Source organism: Inquilinus sp. NPDC058860 (genome assembly GCF_042743185.1).
GTDB lineage: Bacteria > Pseudomonadota > Alphaproteobacteria > DSM-16000 > Inquilinaceae > Inquilinus.
In genome coordinates this window covers 78,189-94,698 of record NZ_JBHYMS010000009.1, presented here as the reverse complement: position 1 = coordinate 94,698, position 16,510 = coordinate 78,189, and the positions used below count along the sequence as shown (strand labels likewise).

Here is a 16,510-nt window from a genome sequence, read left to right as displayed (position 1 = left end):
TTACCACAAACTGGCCTGCAGCGGTCAAAGCGGAACGGAACGCCCGTCCGCGTCGATCGATTGACCTCGCCCGTCGAACGCGCATTACTGGCGCCAATCAACAGGGGGAGGCTGGAGATGGGACGGATGATTCGGGCGTCGCTGGCGGCAGCGGCGGCCCTCGTCGGATCGATGGCGGCGGCGCAGACGCTGGAGGTCGCGACCGACCAGTCGCCGGTCGGGCTCGACCCGCATGTCGCCACCTCCTTCGCCACGGTGCTGGTCAACGGCGCGGTCTATGAGGGCCTGACCTCGATCGACAAGGACCTGAAGGTGGCGCCGGAGCTGGCCGAATCCTGGACCATCTCGCCCGACGGTCTGACCTATGTCTTCACCCTGCGCCAGGGCGCGAAATTCCATGACGGGTCGCCGGTGACCCCGGCCGACGTCGCCGCCAGCTTCGCCCGGGTGCGCGATCCGAAGACCGGCTCGCCCTATGCCAGCCGCATCGACATGGTGAAGGAGGTGACGCCGACCGGCGACCGGCAGGTGACGGTGACGCTGTCGACGCCCTCCGCCCCGTTCCTGGCCAACCTGCCGCAGATCGTGATCGTGCCGGCCGCGGCGGCGACCGGCGGCCTCGACCTGCAGCGCAGGACCGACGGCACCGGCCCGTTCACGCTGAAGGAATGGGTGCCCGACACCTATCTGCTGCTGGCGAAGGTCGACGGCTACTGGCAGCAGGGCCTGCCGAAGCTGGACGCGGTCAAGATCAACATCGTGCCCGAGGCCTCGACCCGCCAGGTCGGCCTGTCCGGCGGCACCTACCAGCTGCTGCCGAATGTCGACCCGGCCACGGCGGCGACGCTGCAGGGCACGCCCGGCGTCACGCTCCTGGAGACGACCGACCTGTCCTACACGCTGGTCGGCATGAACGTGTCGAAGCCGCCCTTCGACAACCCGAAGGTGCGCGAGGCGCTGAACACCGCGATCGACCGGTCCCAGGTCGTCGAGGCCGCCTATTTCGGCAAGGGCCAGCCGGGCGGCCCGCTGTCGCCGGCCTTGAAGGACTGGGCGCTGCCGGTCTCGGACTATCCCTGCTACACCGCCGATCCGGAAAAGGCGAAGGCGCTGCTGGCCGAGGCCGGCGTGACCCTGCCGCTCAAGGCGGAGCTGAAGGTGCTGGGCTCGAACCAGCTGGTGGTCGACGTCGCCCAGGTGGTGCAGGCCCAGCTCAACGCCGCCGGTTTCGAGGTGGCGCTGAACGTGCAGGAGCAGGGCACCTTCATCCAGGACTGGCGCAACTCCAACTTCCAGCTCTTCGCCTCGATCAATGGCGGCGTGGCCGACCCGGACGGCTATCTGTTCCGCACCTTCCGCACCGGCGGCTCGACCAATGTGTTCAAGTATTCGGATTCCGAGGTGGACAAGCTGCTGGACGAAGGGCGGGTGACGCTGGACCCGGCCAAGCGCAAGGCGATCTACGCCGACCTGCAGAAGCGCCTGGCCTGCGACGGGCCGATCGCGCATCTGGCCTTCGGCCAGCTGTTCACCGCGGTGCGCGACGGCGTGACCGGCTACGAGATCACCGGCAACCGCTCCACCCGCTCGCTGCGGCAGACGGCGCTGCAGAAGTGATGGTTCCTGTCTGCCCTTTCTTGTCATTGCCGGGCTTGACCCGGCAATCCAGAGAGCGTCGACATCCTCTGGATGCCCGGGTCAAGCCCGGGCATGACAGAAAAGGGGCTGCGGCGGGCTCGTGCCATCGTCCTGGTGAGGCGCCATGGCCCGTTTCCTGACCGGGCGGCTGCTCGACCTGCTGGTGGTGCTGTTCGGGGTCTCGGTCGTCGCCTTCCTGATGATCCGGCTGATCCCGGGCGACGCGGTGCAGATCATGCTCGGCGCCAACAGCGAGGTGACGCCGGACCGGATCGCGGCGCTGCGCCAGCGCCTCGGCCTCGACCAGCCGCTGGTGACGCAATATTTCGCCTGGCTCGGCGGCCTCCTGACCGGCGACCTCGGCACCAGCCTGTGGACCGGTCGGCCGGTGCTGGAGGAGATCACGGCCCGGATCGGCGTCACCATCGAGGTCACGCTGCTGGCGCTCGCCGTCTCCGTGGCGCTGGCGGTGCCGGCCGGCTGCCTGATGGCGTATTTCCGCAACTCCGCGCGCGACTACCTGGTGCGAGTGGTCACCATCGCCGGCGTCACCGTGCCGTCCTTCTGGCTCGGGGCTCTCCTGATCTACCTGTTCCACGGCGTCTTCCCGGCCTTCCCGGCGATCGGCTTCGTGGCGCTGGCCGACGACCCGGCCGGCAACCTGCAGCGCATGTTGCTGCCGACCATCGCGCTGGCCGTGCCGGTGCTGGCCTCGCTGTCGCGCATCGTCCGCTCCGCCATGCTCGACGCGCTGGGGCAGGACTACATCCGCACCGCCCGGGCCAAGGGCGTCAGCGAGCGGGCGGTGGTGTTCCATCACGCCTTCCGCAACGCCATGATCCCCTTCGTCACCGCGCTCGGCATCTCCGCCGGCTACCTGTTCGGCGGCGCCATCGTGGTCGAGCAGGTCTTCGCCCTGCCCGGCCTCGGCCGGCTGATGCTGGGCGCGATCGCCGAGCGCAACTATCCGCTGATCCAGGCGGCGATCCTGCTGGTCACCGCCGGATTCGTGCTGGTGAACTTCGTCACCGACATGCTCTACGCCGCGCTCGACCCGCGGATCGGCCTCAGATGACGGCTCCCCTTCCGGAAACCCTGGCGCCGCCCTCGCGCCGCCGCATCGCCGCGCCCCGGCACCCGCTGGTCTGGATCGGCGGGGCGCTGGTGCTGCTGCAGGTCGGGGCGGCGCTGCTGGCGCCCTGGATCGCCCCGGACGACCCGCTGGCCCAGCACGTCATCCAGCGGATGAAGGGACCCAGCGCCGCGGCCTGGCTCGGCACCGACCAGTTCGGCCGGGACGTGCTGTCGCGCATCCTCTACGGCTACCGCGCCTCGCTCGCCGCCTCGGCCAGCGCGGTGCTGCTGGCGCTGCTGGTCGGCGGCACGCTGGGCGTGGCCGCGGCCCTGCGCGGCGGCTGGCTCGACCGTGCCGGCATGCGGCTGATGGACATCCTGTTCGCCTTCCCGATCATCCTGCTGGCGATCGGCATCGTCGCCGTGCTGGGGCCGGGGGCGACGACCACGGCGCTGGCCATCGGCGTGGTCTACATCCCGGTCTTCGCCCGCCTCCTGCGCGGCCCGGCGCTCGTGGTCGCCGGCAGCCAATACGTGCTCGGCGCCCGCGCCATCGGGGCGGGTGAGGGCCGGGTGCTGTGGCGCCACGTGCTACCCAACCTCGCCAGCGTCATCCTGGTCCAGGCCAGCCTGGCCCTCTCCACCGCGATCCTGGTCGAGGCCTCGCTGTCCTTCCTCGGCCTCGGCACCCAGCCGCCGGTGCCGTCGCTCGGCCGCATGCTGGCCGAGGCGCGGGGCTATCTGCTGCTGTCGCCCTGGGATTCGATCTTCTCCGGCCTTGCCATCCTGTTGGCGTCTTTCGGCTTCAACCTGCTCGGCGACGGGTTGCGGGACGCGCTCGATCCCAGGTTGCGGGGCGCCGGATGATGGGCGATGCGAAGACGATGGAAGCGGTGACGGTGCGGCCGCCGGCGGCGGCGGATGTGCCGGCCGTGGCCGAGGTGGCCTGGCGCAGCACCCGCGCCGCCTTCGAGCACATCCTCCCGGCCGCGATCCTGGACCGCAAGCGGCCGGAGGATTTCGCCCGCCGCTTCGCCGCCCGGCTGCCCGACCTGCGCATCGCCGTTGACGGACAGGGCACGCCGCTCGGCTTCTCGCTGATGACCGGGTCGCATCTCGACATGCTGTTCGTCGACCCGGCGGCGCAGGGCCGGTCGGCCGGCACCGCGCTCCTGGCCGACGCCGTCAAGCGCGGCTGCCGGACGCTGGAGAGCTTCGCCCATAACCGGCTGGCCCGCGGCTTCTACGAATCCCGCGGCTTCCGCCTCTGCCGCTCCTACCGCCGGCTGTACGAAGGGATCGAGATGCCCTTCGTGCTCTACGCCCTGGCCGAGGGATGAAGGGCAGCCTTGCCTGAAACGCATTGCCCGATCGCCGTTTTGCCGATAAGTCTTGGACCGTCGTCCTTCCGGGCGGCCCCGTGGTGATTTGAGCCGACCGGCTTGCGGCCACGTTAATCTCCGCTAAAAGGTCGGATGCGCGCAGGTCCCGCACGCACCGCCTCCCGGTCGGATCGAGGAGTCGGTGAGATGGATCGAGACGAAGCCCCCAGCGAAGACGAATTCGGCCCCGAGACCGCGCTGGTCCGCGGCGGCGTCCGACGAACGCCGTACGGCGAGACCTCCGAGGCGATCTTCCTGACCTCGGGCTTCGTCTATGACAGCGCGGCGGCGGCCGAGGCGCGCTTCACCGGCGACGATCCCGGCTTCGTCTATTCCCGCTACGGCAACCCGACCTTGGAGGTGCTGGAGCAGCGCCTGGCCCTGCTGGAAGGGGCGGAGGGCTGCCACGTCACCGCCAGCGGCATGTCGGCGGTGTTCACCGCCCTGTTCTGCCACCTGCGCGGCGGCGACCATGTCGTGGCCAGCCGGGCGCTGTTCGGCTCCTGCTTCGTCATCCTCGGCACCATCCTGCCGCGCTACGGCATCACCACCACCTTCGTCGACGGCGCCGACCTCGCGGCCTGGGAGGCGGCGATGCGGCCGAACACCCGGGCGGTGTTCCTGGAGACGCCGGCCAATCCGACGCTCGACTTGGTCGACGTCGCCGCGGTGGCCAGGATCGCCCATGCCGCCGGCGCCAAGGTGTTCATCGACAACGTCTTCGCCACGCCCTTGGGCCAGAAGCCGCTCGAACTCGGCGCCGACGTGGTGATCTACTCCGCCACCAAGCACATCGACGGCCAGGGCCGGGTGCTGGGCGGCGCCGTGCTGGCCGACAGGAAGTTCCTGACCGACGATTTCCTGCCCTATTACCGGCACACCGGCCCGGCGCTGTCGCCCTTCAACGCCTGGGTGCTGGTGAAGGGGCTGGAGACGCTCGGCCTGCGCGTCGAGCGCCAGGTCGCCGGCGCCCACCGCCTGGCGCAGCTGGTCGAGGCGCATCCGGCGGCGAAATCGGTGCGCTACCCCTGGCTGGAAAGCCATCCGCATCACGCGCTGGCGAAGCGGCAGATGAAGAACGGCGGCACGCTGGTCGCCTTCGACCTCGGCAGCAAGGCGGCGGCTTTCGCCTTCCTCGATGCGCTGCGGCTGGTCGACATCTCGAACAATCTCGGCGACACCAAATCGCTCGCCACCCACCCGACCACCACCACCCACCGGGCGATGGAGGCGGCGGACCGTGCCGCCATGGGCATCACCGAAGGGCTGGTGCGGCTGTCGGTCGGGCTCGAGGGCATCGAGGACCTGGAGCGCGACCTGTCCCGCGCCCTCGACGCCGCCCGTCGGGCGGGGTGAGGCAAGGCGCCGCGCCCAGCTGATCAGGCGACCGGATTCCGGCCCGGCCGCGTTGAAGCGGACGAAGGGGGATTCTCGTCCCTGGAGTTCGCATGATGAGATGGAAGCTCGCTTTGGCCGCGATGGCCGGGCTGGCGATGACGGCCCTGGCGGCGACGGCGGCCGATGCCGCGCCGGGCTACACCACCGGGGCGGTCCGGCTGCGCGCCGGGCCGGGGGCCGACTATCCGATGGTGGCGCGGCTGCGGCCGGGCGTGCCGGTGCAGATCTTCGGCTGCATTGACGGCTGGGCCTGGTGCGACATCGGTGTCGGTCCCGACCGCGGCTGGACCGACGGCCGCTTCCTGGCGGCGGATGTCCAGCACCGCCGCCGGGTCATCGTCGAGGCCGCCCCGGTGATCGGCGTGCCGGTGATCCGATTCGACGCCGGCCCCTACTGGGACAACTACTACCGCGGCCGGCCCTGGTACCGCGACCGCGGCCGCTGGGTGCATTAGCGAGTGAAGGGCGGCTCTCGCAGGAGCCGCCCTGTTTCACTCGGCCGGCGTGCCCGGCGCCTCGGCCCGCGGCTTCGGCGCGATCGAGCCGCCCAGCAGCTTCTCGTGCACCCATTCGCGGACATGCTGCAGGGTGACGTAGAGCATCGGGATCAGGAAGATGCCGATCGCCGAGGCCGCGATCATGCCGCCGAACACCGAGGTGCCGACGCCGCGCCGGCTGGCCGCGGCCGCGCCCGCCGCCGTCACCAGCGGCACCAAGCCCAGGATGAAGGCGAAGCTGGTCATCATCACCGGCCGGAAGCGCAGCCGGGCGCCCTCGATCGCGGCGTCGGCGATCGACGACCCCTCCTCGCGCTTGGCCTTGGCGAACTCGACGATCAGGATGCCGTTCTTGCTGGCCAGGGCGATCAGCACGACGATGCCGATCTGGGCGTAGACGTCGTTCGACAGGCCGGCGATCCACAGCGCCGCCAGGCCGCCGACGATGCCGACCGTGACCGACAGCAGCACGCCGACCGGGATCGACCAGCTCTCGTACAGCGCCACCAGGAACAGATAGGCGAACAGCACCGCGAGGCCGAGGATGAAGCCGGTCTGGCCGGCGGCCTGCAGCTCCTGCAGCGCGGTGCCGGTCCATTCGAAGCCGTAGCCGGGCGGCAGGGTGGCGTTCGACGCCTGCGTCATCGCCGCCAGCGACTGGCCCGAGCTGACCCCCGGCGCGGCGCTGCCGAGGATGCTGACCGAGCGGTAGTTGTTGTAGCGGGTGATGAACAGCGGCCCCAGCTGCTGCTCGGCGTCGACCAGCGACCGCATCGGCACCATCTGGCCGGAGGCGGAGCGGACATAGATCCGGTAGATGTCGTCGACCGTGCGGCGGTCGTTGGCCTCGCCCTGGGCGATCACCTGCCAAGTGCGGCCGAACAGGTTGAAGTCGTTGATGTAGAAGCCGCCCAGCGTCGCCTGCAGCGCATTGAAGATGCTGCTGACGGCGACGCCCAGCGTCTGCGCCTTCTCGCGGTCCAGGTTCAGGAAGATCTGCGGCGTGTTGGCGTTGAAGGAGGTGAAGACCTGGGTCAGGCCCGGCGTCTGGTTGGCGGCGACCACCAGCCCCTGCGCCACCGCCGCCAGCTCGTTCGGGCTTTTGCCCTCGAAATCCTCGAGCTGATACTGGAAGCCCCCGGCGGTGCCGAGGCCGATGATCGGCGGCAGGTTCAGGGGGATGACCAGCGCGTCGCGGACGCCGGCGGTGCGGATCGCCACCTGGCGGATCACGTCGAACACGGTGATCCCTTCCCTGACCCGCTCGTCGAACGGCTTCAGCGCCACCACAAGGAAGGCGGCGTTCGGCTCGGCCAGCCCGTCGATGAAGCTGCGGCCGACCACGCCGGTGATGTCGGCGACGCCGGGGATGTCGCGCACCAGCCCCTCGACCTGCTCGACCACCTGGGTGGTGCGGCCGACGGCGGCCGCCGCCGGCAGCTTCATCTCGACGAAGAACAGCCCCTGGTCCTCGTCGGGCAGGAAGCCGGTCGGGGTGGCGGAATTGAGCAGCCAGGCCAGCCCGCCGAAAGCGGCGACCAGTGCGATCGACAGCAGCGCGACCCGGACCAGCCGGGCCACCACCCAGGCATAGCCGTCGCGCACCTTGTCGATGCCGCCGGAGACGCGGCCCATGATCCGTCCGTACAGGCCGGGGCGGTGGCCGTGCTGGTGCTGCTTCAGGAACACCCCGCACAGCGCCGGGCTCAGCGTCAGGGCGTTCAGCGCCGAGATCAGCATCGCCACCGAGACGGTGACGGCGAACTGCGAATAGAGCGCGCCGGTGATGCCGGGAATGAAGCCGACCGGCACGAACACCGACAGCAGCACCAGGGTGATGGCGATGATCGGCGCCGTGATCTCGCGCATCGCCTGCTTGGTCGCCTCCTTGGCCGGCAGCCCGGTCTCGGCCATCACCCGCTCGACGTTCTCGACCACGACGATGGCGTCGTCGACGACGATGCCGATCGCCAGGATCATGGCGAACATCGAGATGGTGTTGGCGGAGAAGCCGAAGACCAGCAGCACGGCGAAGGTGCCGACCAGCGACACCGGCACGGCGATGATCGGGATCAGCGTGGCGCGCAGGTTGCCGAGGAAGACGAACACCACGATCGCGACCAGCACGAAGGCCTCGAGCAGGGTCTTGATCACCTCGCTGATGGTCTCGCTGACGAAGACCGTGGTGTCGTAGGTGATCTTGTAGTCGACCCCGGCCGGGAAGCGCGCCTTCAGCTTCTCCATCTCCGCCCGCACGCCGGCGGCGGCGGCGACGGCGTTCGAGCCGGGCGACTGGAAGATGCCGATCACCGCGGCCGGGGCGCCGTTCAGCCGGCCGGTGGTGTCGTAGGACTGGGCGTTCAGCTCCAGCCGCGCCACGTCCTTCAGCCGCACCACCGACCCGTCCGGGTTGGCGCGCAGGATGATGTTCTCGAACTGCTTGACGTCGGTCAGCCGGCCCAGCGTCTGCAGCGTCACCTGGATCTGCTGGTCGTCCGGCATCGGCTGGGCGCCCAGGCGGCCGACCGCGGCCTGCACGTTCTGGCTCTGCACCGCGGTGACGATGTCGTTCGGGGTCAGGCCGAAGCTGGTCAGCTGATCGGTGCTGTACCAGATCCGCATCGCGTAGTTCTCGCTGCCGAACAGCGAGGCCTGGCCGACGCCGGGTACGCGGCCCAGCGCATCCAGCACGTTGATGATCGCGTAGTTGTTCAGGAACAGCGTGTCCTGGCTCTTGTCCGGCGAATAGAGGGTGACGAGCTGCAGGATCGCCGAGGACTGCTTCTTCACCGTCAGGCCCTGGGCCGTCACCTCGCTCGGCAGCTTCGGCTCGGCCAGCGCCACGCGGTTCTGGACGTTGACGGTGTTGATGTCCGGGTCGGTGCCGACGGCGAAGCTGACGGTCAGGGAGTAGGAGCCGTCGCTGCCGCTGGTCGACGACATGTACAGCATGTTGTCGACGCCGTTGACCTGGGCCTCGATCGGCTGTGCCACCGTCGATTCCACGGTCGCGGCGTTGGCGCCGGGATAGGCGCCGCTGACCGAGACCTGCGGCGGCACGATGTCGGGGAACTGGGCGATCGGGATGCTGCGGATCGCGATCAGCCCGGCCAGGGTGATGACGATCGCGATGACGATCGCGAAGCGCGGGCGATCGACGAAGATCGAGGACAGCATCGGGTCAGTTCCCCGCCGGCTTGGCCGGCTGGCCGGGCGTCGCTTCGGGCGCCACCGGGGCGGGGTTCACCTCCTGCCCGGGGCGCACCTTCTGGATGCCGTCGACGATGACCGCGTCGCCGTCGTTCAGCCCCTGCTGCACCACCACGTCGGCGCCCTGGTTGGCGCCGGTGGTGATGTGCTTGGCCGCCGCCCTGTTGCCGTCGCCGACCACCAGCACGTAGCTGCCGGTCTGGTCGGTCAGGATCGCGCGCTGCGGGATCACCAGCGCCTCGACCGGGTTCTTCCGCTCCGCCGTCACCCGGGCGTACTGCCCGTCGGTCAGGGTGCGGTCCGGGTTCGGGAACTGCGCCCGCACCGTCAGCGTGTCGGTGTTCTGGTCGACCTTGACGTCGGTGAAGTCGATCTTGCCGGTCTGCGGATATTGCGAGCCGTTGGCCAGGGTCAGGCGCACCACCACATCCTGCGGCTCGACCCTGCCGGCGCCGGTCTGCTGCTGCACGTCCAGGATGAAGCGGTCGCTGACCGGGAACACGACGTAGATCGGGTCCTGGCTGACGATGGTCGCCAGCGCGCCGCTCGAGGGCCCGACCAGCGCGCCGACGCTGAAGGTGGAGATGCCGACGCGGCCGTCGAACGGCGCCTTGATCTCGGTGTAGCCGAGATTGATCTGCGCCTGCTCCAGCGCCGCCTGGTACTGCTGCACCGACGCCACCGCCGACTTCTCCGCCGCGATCCGGTCGTCCAGCGTGGACTGGGCGACGTTCTGGTTCTTGATCAGCTCGCGGGCCCGGTCGGTCTGCAGCTTGGCGTTGTCGGCGGTGGCCTGGGCGCTGGCGAGGTTGGCCTGGGCCTGGTCGACCGCCGCCTGGTAGGTGTCCTTCTCCAGCACGAACAGCGGGTCGCCGGCCTTCACCTCCTGGCCCTCGGTGTAGTTGCGCTGCTGCAGGAAGCCTTCGACCCGGGCCACCAGGTCGACCTTGTTCACCGCCTGGACCCGGCCGACGAAGGTGACGCCCTCGGCCACCGGCCGCTTGGCGGCGGTGACGACGCCGACGGCCGGGGGCGGCATCTGCGGCGCCTGGGCCTGCTGGTCCGAGGCTTCGTTGCAGCCGGCGAGAAGGAGGAGGCCGAAGGCGGCCGGCGCACGGCGCCGCCAGGCTGTCCAGGATCCCGACATGATTGGCCTGTCTCCTTCGGCTCTGATCAAGGGGCATCTGTGCAGTCTTCCGCGCGGCTCGCGCCGAATCTCCTTCACGGTATCATTCTTTTGAGATGCGCAAAGCGACTTCGCGGCGCTTCCGGGCGGGAACAGCGGGCCGGACCGCGGGTTGAACAAGCAACGTGGTCGGGAGGATTTTGATGAAATTTCGGCCGATTTTGATCGCGCTTGCCGTGATGGCGGCCGCGACGGCGGCCCGGGCCCAGGTCCCGTTGGACCCGTTGCAGCCGCCGCCCGGCCGGGCCCCGTCGAGCCCCACCCCGTCCCAGCCGTTGGTCAAGCCGGGCGTGCCGTCGCGGCCGGAACGGCCGGTGATGGCGCCGGCGCCCCCCGCGCCGGCGGCGCCCGGGGTATCCGCTGCGGTTCCGGCCGCACCGGGCGGCCAGGACGCCGGCCGCACCGTCGCGCTCGAGCAGCAGCAGGCGCACCCGAGCGGCGTTTCGATGATGCTGACCGGCATCACCTACCGGGCCGACAGCGTCATCGTCTCCGCCAGCATCACCAACCTGTCCGACCGGCCCGTATCGCTCAATCGCGCCGGCGGCCTGGTGCTGGTGGACGACAGGGGCCGCAGCCATCCCTTCGTGCCGCCGGCCGGCAATCCGGAGGTGCAGGTGGCGCCGCGATCCCGGGCGGCCGCCAACTTCGTCTTCGCCGGGCCGCTCACCGGCGACTCCCGGTCGGTGGAGCTCTCGACCAACGGCCCGTCCGGCAGCCGCAGCGACCGGCTGACCTCGGCACCGTCCTTCATGTTCCGCGTGCCGGTGTCCTGAGAGACCGATCTCTCGGCCGGGCCGGGTCAGATGAACAGCAGCTGGCCGTCGCGCGGCGATTCGGCCAGCAGGGTGACGACGCCGGCGATCTCGGCCGGCACCGCCAGGTCGACGGCGGCGAGGCCGAACGCGCGCAGCCCCATCTCGCAGGCGATGAAGCGGACGCCCAGCGCCCGGCAGGCGTCCATGAGTTCGGCGAAGGTCGCCACCCGCCGGGCGGCGAGCTCCGCCTCCTGCGCCTCGGCGTCGCCGTCCAGCCGGCGCCAGCCCTCGGGCAGCAGGGCCCGCAGCGCCCGGCCGGTGAAGAACAGCGTCGCCGGGCGGTTGGTCGCGGCGGCGGCGCTGGCCAGGACCAGGGCGTAGTGCACCCGGTCGAAGCGGCCGTCGAACACCACGATCGACAGCGCGCCGATGCCCGCGTCAGCCATGGTGATGCGACAGGTCGGTCAGCGTCGGATGGTCGCCGCAGACCGGGCAGTCCGGGTCGCGCGGCAGGGCGATCTCGCGCAGCCGCGCCTCCAGCGCGTCGTACAGCAGCAGGCGGCCGGACAGGCCCTCGCCGATGCCCAGGATCTCCTTGATCGTCTCGATCGCCTGCATCGACCCCAGCACGCCCGGCAGGGCGCCGAACACCCCGGCCTCGGAGCAGCTGGGCACCGTGCCCGGGTCGGGCGGCGCCGGGAACAGGCAGCGATAGCAGGGGTGCGGCGCGCCGAGATGCGCCTTGAAGGTCGACAGCTGCGCCTCGAAGCGCAGCATCGCGGCCGAGACCAGCGGCCGTTGCGCCAGGAAGCAGGCGTCGTTCAGCAGGTAGCGGGTGGCGAAGTTGTCGCTGCCGTCGACCGTGATGTCGAAGGCGGCGACCCGCTCCAGCGCCGTCGCCGCGGTCAGCCGGTCGGCGAAGCGCTCGACCCTGACCTCCGGGTTCAGCGTCCGCAGCCGGGCGATGGCGCTGTCGACCTTCAGCTGGCCCAGCGTGGTGGTGTCGTGCACCACCTGGCGCTGCAGGTTGGACAGCTCGACCAGGTCGTCGTCGCAGATGCCGATCGTGCCGATGCCGGCGGCGGCGAGATAGAGCAGCAGGGGCGAGCCGAGGCCGCCGGCGCCGATCACCAGCACCCGGGCGGCCAGCAGCTTCTCCTGACCCTTGCCGCCGACCTCGGGCAGCAGGATGTGGCGCGCATAGCGCTTGATCTGGGCGTCGGTGAAGCTCATGGCGCGAGCATAGCCCTCCGTCCCGGGGGAAGGAACAGCCCTAGCACGGCCAGCCGCTTCGCTGCGCTGCGACGCGTCGCCCGGCTGGGGCCTTATAGCACGTCGGGAAGTTCGTGGGCGATCGGTGGAATCGTGGCATATTCTTTCCGAGCCAAGAAATAAGGCGACCGGAGCCAGTCGGTCGCCGAAGGAGAATTGTCATGGATCTCGATCCGGTCCTCCTCTCCCGGTTCCAATTCGCCTTCGTCGTCTCGTTCCACTTCCTGTTCCCGGCCTTCACCATCGGCATCGCCAGCTGGCTGGCGGTGCTGGAAGGGCTGTATCTGAGGACGGGACGGGCGGAATACCGGACGCTCTACAAGTTCTGGATCAAGATCTTCGCGGTCTCCTTCGGCGTCGGCGTCGTCACCGGCATCGTCATGACCTACCAGTTCGGCACGAACTGGGCCGGCCTGACCCGGGCCGGGGGCAGCATCCTCGGGCCGCTGCTGGGCTACGAGGTGGTGACCGCCTTCTTCCTCGAGGCCGGCTTCCTCGGCATCATGCTGTTCGGCTGGGACAAGGTCCCGCGCATCGTCCATTTCGGCGCCACCGCCGCGGTGGCGGTCGGCACCGCCATCTCCGCCTTCTGGATCCTGTCGGCCAACTCCTTCCTGCACACTCCGGCGGGGTTCGAGGTGGTGGACGGCGCCCTGGTCCCGGCCGACTGGCTGGCGATCGTGTTCAACCCGTCCTTCCCGGTGCGCTTCCTGCACACCGTGGTGGCGGCCTATCTGACCACCGCCTTCGTCATCGCCGGCGTCTCGGCCTGGTACCTGCTGCGCGGCCGCAGCGTGCTGGAATCGCGCCAGGCCTTCTCGATGGCGCTGTGGCTGATCGCGGTGCTGGCGCCGCTGCAGATCTTCATCGGCGACCAGGCGGGGCTGGAGGTGCGCGAGCGCCAGCCGGTCAAGCTGGCGGCGATCGAGGCGCATTGGGAGACCGGCTCGGACGTGCCGCTGATCCTGTTCGCCTGGCCCGACCAGGGCGGCGAGAAGAACGACTTCGTGCTCGAGATCCCGCATCTCGGATCGCTGATCCTGACCCACAGCTGGGACGGCACGGTGCAGGGGCTGAAGGACTTCCCGGCCGCGGACCGGCCGCCGGTCGCGATCGTGTTCTGGACCTTCCGGATCATGGTGGGCTTGGGCTTCCTGATGCTCGGCGCCGGCCTGCTCGGCCTGTGGCTGCGGGCGACCGGCCGGCTCTACGACAGCCGCTGGTTCCAGCGCTTCATGGTGGCGATGCTGCCCTCCGGCTTCGTCGCCGTGATCGCCGGCTGGTTCACCACCGAGATCGGCCGCCAGCCCTGGGTGGTGCAGGGCATCCTGCGCACCGCCGACGCGCTGTCCCCGGTCGGCGGCGGCAGCGTGCTGCTGTCGCTGGCCCTGTTCGTCCTGGTCTACGCCATCCTGCTCGGCTCCGCCGTCTACTACATCGTCAAGCTGGTGCGGATCGGGCCGGAAGCCCCCGAATCCGACCGCGAGGAGACCTTCAAGACTCCGGCGCGGCCGTTCTCCCTGCCCGACGCCTCCTTCGAATCCCGGGAGTGAAGCCATGACGCCGGAAGTCTGGACGATCTCGACCGTCCTGCCCCTGATCTGGGCCGCGATCGCCGCCGCCGGGGTGTTCATGTATGTGCTGATGGACGGGTTCGACCTCGGCGTCGGGATCCTCTTCCCCTGGGCCCGCACCGAGGAGGACCGCGACCTGATGATGAGCTCGGTCGCGCCGATCTGGGACGGCAACGAGACCTGGCTGGTACTGGGCGGCGTCGTCCTCCTGGCGGTGTTCCCCGTGGCCTTCTCGATCATCCTGCCGGCGCTGTACCTGCCGATCACCTTCATGGTGATGGGGCTGATCTTCCGCGGCGTCGCCTTCGAGTTCCGGTTCAAGGCGCACACCAGCAAATGGCTGTGGACCGTGGCCTTCGCCGGCGGCAGCCTGCTCGCCACCTTCTTCCAGGGCGTGGTGCTGGGCACCTTCGTCCAGGGCTTCCCGCTCTCGGGCGGCCACTACACCGGCGGGGCGTTCCACTGGGTCTCGCCCTTCAGCCTGATGACCGGAATCGCCCTGGTGCTCGGCTACGGCCTGCTCGGCGCCGCCTGGCTAGTGATGAAGACGGAAGGGCCGCTGCAGGGCTGGGCGCGGGACGCCACCCTCCGCCTGCTGCTCGGCGTGCTGTTCTTCATGGCGGTGGTCAGCCTCTGGGTGCCGTTCCTGGACCGGGCGATCGCCGACCGCTGGTTCACCTGGCCGAACATCGCGTATTTCGCGCCGGTGCCGATCCTGGTGGTGCTGTTCGCCTGGCGGCTGTGGCTGTCGCTGCAGCGCGGCTCGGATTACGGGCCGTTCCTCTACACCATGGCGCTGTTCGTGCTCGGCTACACCGGCCTGGCGATCAGCCTGTGGCCCAAGGTGGTGCCGCCGGACCTGACCATCTGGGACGTCGCCGCGCCGGCCTCGTCGCAGCTGTTCCTGCTGATCGGCGTCGCCTTCCTGATCCCGCTGATCCTAGTCTACACCACCTATGCCTACTGGGTGTTCCGCGGCAAGGTGAAGGCCGGCGAGGGCTACGACCACTGAGCCATGGTTGCGGAACTGCGATCCGGGGTAGTCTCCGCGCCAACACTTTCCCAGGAGACTCCCCATGGCCGGATCGGGCTACCGCAAGGACCGCATCGGCAACCACAAGCTGCACCCCGAGACGCTGATGCTCGGCTACGGCTACGACCCGACCCTGTCCGAGGGCGCGGTCAAGCAGCCGGTGTTCCTGACCTCGACCTTCGTCTTCAAGTCGGCGGAGGACGGGCGCGACTTCTTCGACTACACCGCCGGCCGGCGCGAGCCGAAGCCGGGCGTCGACGCCGGGCTGGTCTACACCCGCTTCAACCACCCCAACAGCGAGATCGTCGAGGACCGCCTGGCGATCTACGAGGGCGCCGAGGCGGCGGGCATCTTCTCCAGCGGCATGTCGGCGATCGCGACCACGCTGCTGGCCTTCGCCCGGCCGGGCGACGTGATCCTGCACAGCCAGCCGCTGTATGGCGGCACCGAGACGCTGATCGCGCGCACCCTGGCGCCGTTCCAGATCGCCTCGGTCGGCTTCGCCGACGGCGTCGACGGCGCCGTGATCCGGGCCGCGGCCGACGAGGCGACGGCCAAGGGCCGGGTCTCGGTGATCCTGGTCGAGACGCCGTCGAACCCGCTCAACACCCTGGTCGATCTCGAGCTGGTGCGCGCCGTGGCCGACGAGATCGGGGCGAAGCAGGGCCACACCCCGGTGGTGGTCTGCGACAACACCCTGCTGGGCCCGATCTTCCAGAAGCCGATCCGGCACGGCACCGATATCGTGGTCTATTCCCTGACCAAATACGTCGGCGGCCACAGCGACCTGGTGGCCGGCGCGGTCCTGGGCCGGCGCGACCAGGTCAGGCAGGTCAAGCTGCTGCGCGGCGCCATCGGCACCCAGCTCGACCCGCATTCGGCCTGGATGATCGCTCGGTCGCTGGAGACGCTGTCGCTGCGCATGACCGCGGCCTGCCGCAACGCCGAGACCGTGACCCGGTTCCTGGCCGAGCATCCGCAGGTCGCCCGGGTCTACTACCCGGCGCTGCTGCCCGAGGGCAGCCCGGAACGGGCGGTGCTCGACCGGCAATGCACCGGCGCCGGCACCACCTTCTCCTTCGACATCAAGGGCGGCGAGGCCGAGGCCTTCCGCTTCCTCAACGCGCTCAGGATCTTCAAGCTCGCGGTCAGCCTCGGCGGCACCGAATCGCTGGTCTGCCACCCGGCGACCACGGTGCATTCCGGCGTGCCGAAGGAGACGCGGGAGCGGATCGGCATCTCCGACGCCACCATCCGCGTCTCGATCGGCATCGAGCATGTCGAGGACCTGGTCGCCGACCTGACCCAGGCCCTGGCCGCCAGCGCGGAGTAGCCCCCTCGCCGCGGTTTGCGGCGCCTCTCCCGCCAGGCGAGACCTTTTCGGAATTGCCGTCACCTCTTTTTAGTCCCCCTCCCCTCGCGGGAGGGGGCAGGGCGCGTCACTTATCCCGACCTGTCGGATCTTTGGCCGGCTGACTGCATTCGGCT

Annotated in this window: 14 protein-coding genes and 1 riboswitch; of the genes, 10 read left to right on the top strand and 4 right to left on the bottom strand. The window is 69.9% G+C overall.

What is annotated here, in order from left to right:
- The first annotated feature begins 117 nt into the window (after positions 1-117).
- From ACFW16_RS08545 to ACFW16_RS08520, 6 genes are all read left to right on the top strand, one after another.
- Positions 118-1,617 (top strand): ABC transporter substrate-binding protein, encoded by a 1,500-nt coding sequence (locus ACFW16_RS08545; RefSeq protein WP_380303806.1) that lies wholly within the window; start codon positions 118-120, stop codon positions 1,615-1,617.
- Positions 1,618-1,762: 145 nt separating this feature from the next.
- A complete protein-coding gene (locus tag ACFW16_RS08540; RefSeq protein ID WP_380303804.1) occupies positions 1,763-2,713 on the top strand; it encodes an ABC transporter permease in 951 nt (316 codons plus the stop codon).
- Entirely contained in the window at positions 2,710-3,579 is an 870-nt protein-coding gene (locus ACFW16_RS08535; protein WP_380303802.1) for an ABC transporter permease, read from the top strand. Before ACFW16_RS08540 ends, ACFW16_RS08535 begins: the two co-directional genes overlap by 4 nt.
- Positions 3,576-4,052, top strand: a complete 477-nt coding sequence (locus ACFW16_RS08530; RefSeq protein WP_380303800.1) for a GNAT family N-acetyltransferase — start codon at positions 3,576-3,578, stop codon at positions 4,050-4,052. The genes ACFW16_RS08535 and ACFW16_RS08530 overlap by 4 nt, the downstream gene beginning before the upstream one ends.
- Before the next feature lie 70 nt (positions 4,053-4,122).
- Positions 4,123-4,199: riboswitch (SAM riboswitch) on the top strand.
- Between the two features lie 42 nt (positions 4,200-4,241).
- A complete protein-coding gene (gene metZ, locus ACFW16_RS08525; RefSeq protein WP_380303799.1) occupies positions 4,242-5,450 on the top strand; it encodes an O-succinylhomoserine sulfhydrylase in 1,209 nt (402 codons plus the stop codon).
- A gap of 92 nt (positions 5,451-5,542) precedes the next feature.
- On the top strand, positions 5,543-5,947 hold the full coding sequence (locus tag ACFW16_RS08520; protein ID WP_380303797.1) for an SH3 domain-containing protein: 405 nt from the start codon (positions 5,543-5,545) through the stop codon (positions 5,945-5,947).
- Between the two features lie 36 nt (positions 5,948-5,983).
- Here ACFW16_RS08520 and ACFW16_RS08515 read toward each other — a convergent pair whose 3' ends face one another.
- Both ACFW16_RS08515 and ACFW16_RS08510 read right to left on the bottom strand, forming a co-directional pair.
- Entirely contained in the window at positions 5,984-9,166 is a 3,183-nt protein-coding gene (locus ACFW16_RS08515; protein WP_380303795.1) for an efflux RND transporter permease subunit, read from the bottom strand.
- Positions 9,167-9,170: 4 nt separating this feature from the next.
- The gene (locus ACFW16_RS08510; RefSeq protein WP_380303793.1) at positions 9,171-10,346 is read right to left on the bottom strand and encodes an efflux RND transporter periplasmic adaptor subunit; all 1,176 of its coding nucleotides are present in this window, start codon (positions 10,344-10,346) and stop codon (positions 9,171-9,173) included.
- Positions 10,347-10,528: 182 nt separating this feature from the next.
- On the opposite strand from ACFW16_RS08510, the gene ACFW16_RS08505 reads away from it, so the two are divergent.
- A complete protein-coding gene (locus tag ACFW16_RS08505) occupies positions 10,529-11,161 on the top strand; it encodes a hypothetical protein (protein ID WP_380303791.1) in 633 nt (210 codons plus the stop codon).
- A gap of 26 nt (positions 11,162-11,187) precedes the next feature.
- Here ACFW16_RS08505 and ACFW16_RS08500 read toward each other — a convergent pair whose 3' ends face one another.
- Positions 11,188-11,589: a DsrE/DsrF/DrsH-like family protein gene (locus tag ACFW16_RS08500; RefSeq protein WP_380303790.1), complete on the bottom strand. Its 402-nt coding sequence runs from the start codon at positions 11,587-11,589 to the stop codon at positions 11,188-11,190.
- Complete coding sequence (locus tag ACFW16_RS08495; RefSeq protein WP_380303788.1) at positions 11,582-12,376, bottom strand: HesA/MoeB/ThiF family protein; 795 nt, start codon at positions 12,374-12,376, stop codon at positions 11,582-11,584. Before ACFW16_RS08495 ends, ACFW16_RS08500 begins: the two co-directional genes overlap by 8 nt.
- 200 nt (positions 12,377-12,576) lie before the next feature.
- Here ACFW16_RS08495 and ACFW16_RS08490 point away from each other — a divergent pair, with 200 nt between their 5' ends.
- From ACFW16_RS08490 to ACFW16_RS08480, 3 genes are all read left to right on the top strand, one after another.
- On the top strand, positions 12,577-13,968 hold the full coding sequence (locus ACFW16_RS08490; RefSeq protein ID WP_380303787.1) for a cytochrome ubiquinol oxidase subunit I: 1,392 nt from the start codon (positions 12,577-12,579) through the stop codon (positions 13,966-13,968).
- A 4-nt stretch (positions 13,969-13,972) separates the two neighbouring features.
- Positions 13,973-15,001: a cytochrome d ubiquinol oxidase subunit II gene (gene cydB, locus ACFW16_RS08485; protein WP_380303785.1), complete on the top strand. Its 1,029-nt coding sequence runs from the start codon at positions 13,973-13,975 to the stop codon at positions 14,999-15,001.
- Between the two features lie 64 nt (positions 15,002-15,065).
- Complete coding sequence (locus tag ACFW16_RS08480; RefSeq protein ID WP_380303783.1) at positions 15,066-16,355, top strand: cystathionine gamma-synthase family protein; 1,290 nt, start codon at positions 15,066-15,068, stop codon at positions 16,353-16,355.
- Positions 16,356-16,510 lie beyond the last annotated feature (155 nt).

What these genes read in the sequence shown, in the direction of transcription:
- ACFW16_RS08545 (WP_380303806.1), top strand. Translation starts at nt 118, where the DNA reads ATGGGACGGATGATTCGGGCGTCGCTGGCGGCAGCGGCGGCCCTCGTC.
- ACFW16_RS08540 (WP_380303804.1), top strand. Translation starts at nt 1,763, where the DNA reads ATGGCCCGTTTCCTGACCGGGCGGCTGCTCGACCTGCTGGTGGTGCTG.
- ACFW16_RS08535 (WP_380303802.1), top strand. Translation starts at nt 2,710, where the DNA reads ATGACGGCTCCCCTTCCGGAAACCCTGGCGCCGCCCTCGCGCCGCCGC.
- ACFW16_RS08530 (WP_380303800.1), top strand. Translation starts at nt 3,576, where the DNA reads ATGATGGGCGATGCGAAGACGATGGAAGCGGTGACGGTGCGGCCGCCG.
- metZ (WP_380303799.1), top strand. Translation starts at nt 4,242, where the DNA reads ATGGATCGAGACGAAGCCCCCAGCGAAGACGAATTCGGCCCCGAGACC.
- ACFW16_RS08520 (WP_380303797.1), top strand. Translation starts at nt 5,543, where the DNA reads ATGATGAGATGGAAGCTCGCTTTGGCCGCGATGGCCGGGCTGGCGATG.
- ACFW16_RS08515 (WP_380303795.1), bottom strand. Translation starts at nt 9,166, where the DNA reads ATGCTGTCCTCGATCTTCGTCGATCGCCCGCGCTTCGCGATCGTCATC.
- ACFW16_RS08510 (WP_380303793.1), bottom strand. Translation starts at nt 10,346, where the DNA reads ATGTCGGGATCCTGGACAGCCTGGCGGCGCCGTGCGCCGGCCGCCTTC.
- ACFW16_RS08505 (WP_380303791.1), top strand. Translation starts at nt 10,529, where the DNA reads ATGAAATTTCGGCCGATTTTGATCGCGCTTGCCGTGATGGCGGCCGCG.
- ACFW16_RS08500 (WP_380303790.1), bottom strand. Translation starts at nt 11,589, where the DNA reads ATGGCTGACGCGGGCATCGGCGCGCTGTCGATCGTGGTGTTCGACGGC.
- ACFW16_RS08495 (WP_380303788.1), bottom strand. Translation starts at nt 12,376, where the DNA reads ATGAGCTTCACCGACGCCCAGATCAAGCGCTATGCGCGCCACATCCTG.
- ACFW16_RS08490 (WP_380303787.1), top strand. Translation starts at nt 12,577, where the DNA reads ATGGATCTCGATCCGGTCCTCCTCTCCCGGTTCCAATTCGCCTTCGTC.
- cydB (WP_380303785.1), top strand. Translation starts at nt 13,973, where the DNA reads ATGACGCCGGAAGTCTGGACGATCTCGACCGTCCTGCCCCTGATCTGG.
- ACFW16_RS08480 (WP_380303783.1), top strand. Translation starts at nt 15,066, where the DNA reads ATGGCCGGATCGGGCTACCGCAAGGACCGCATCGGCAACCACAAGCTG.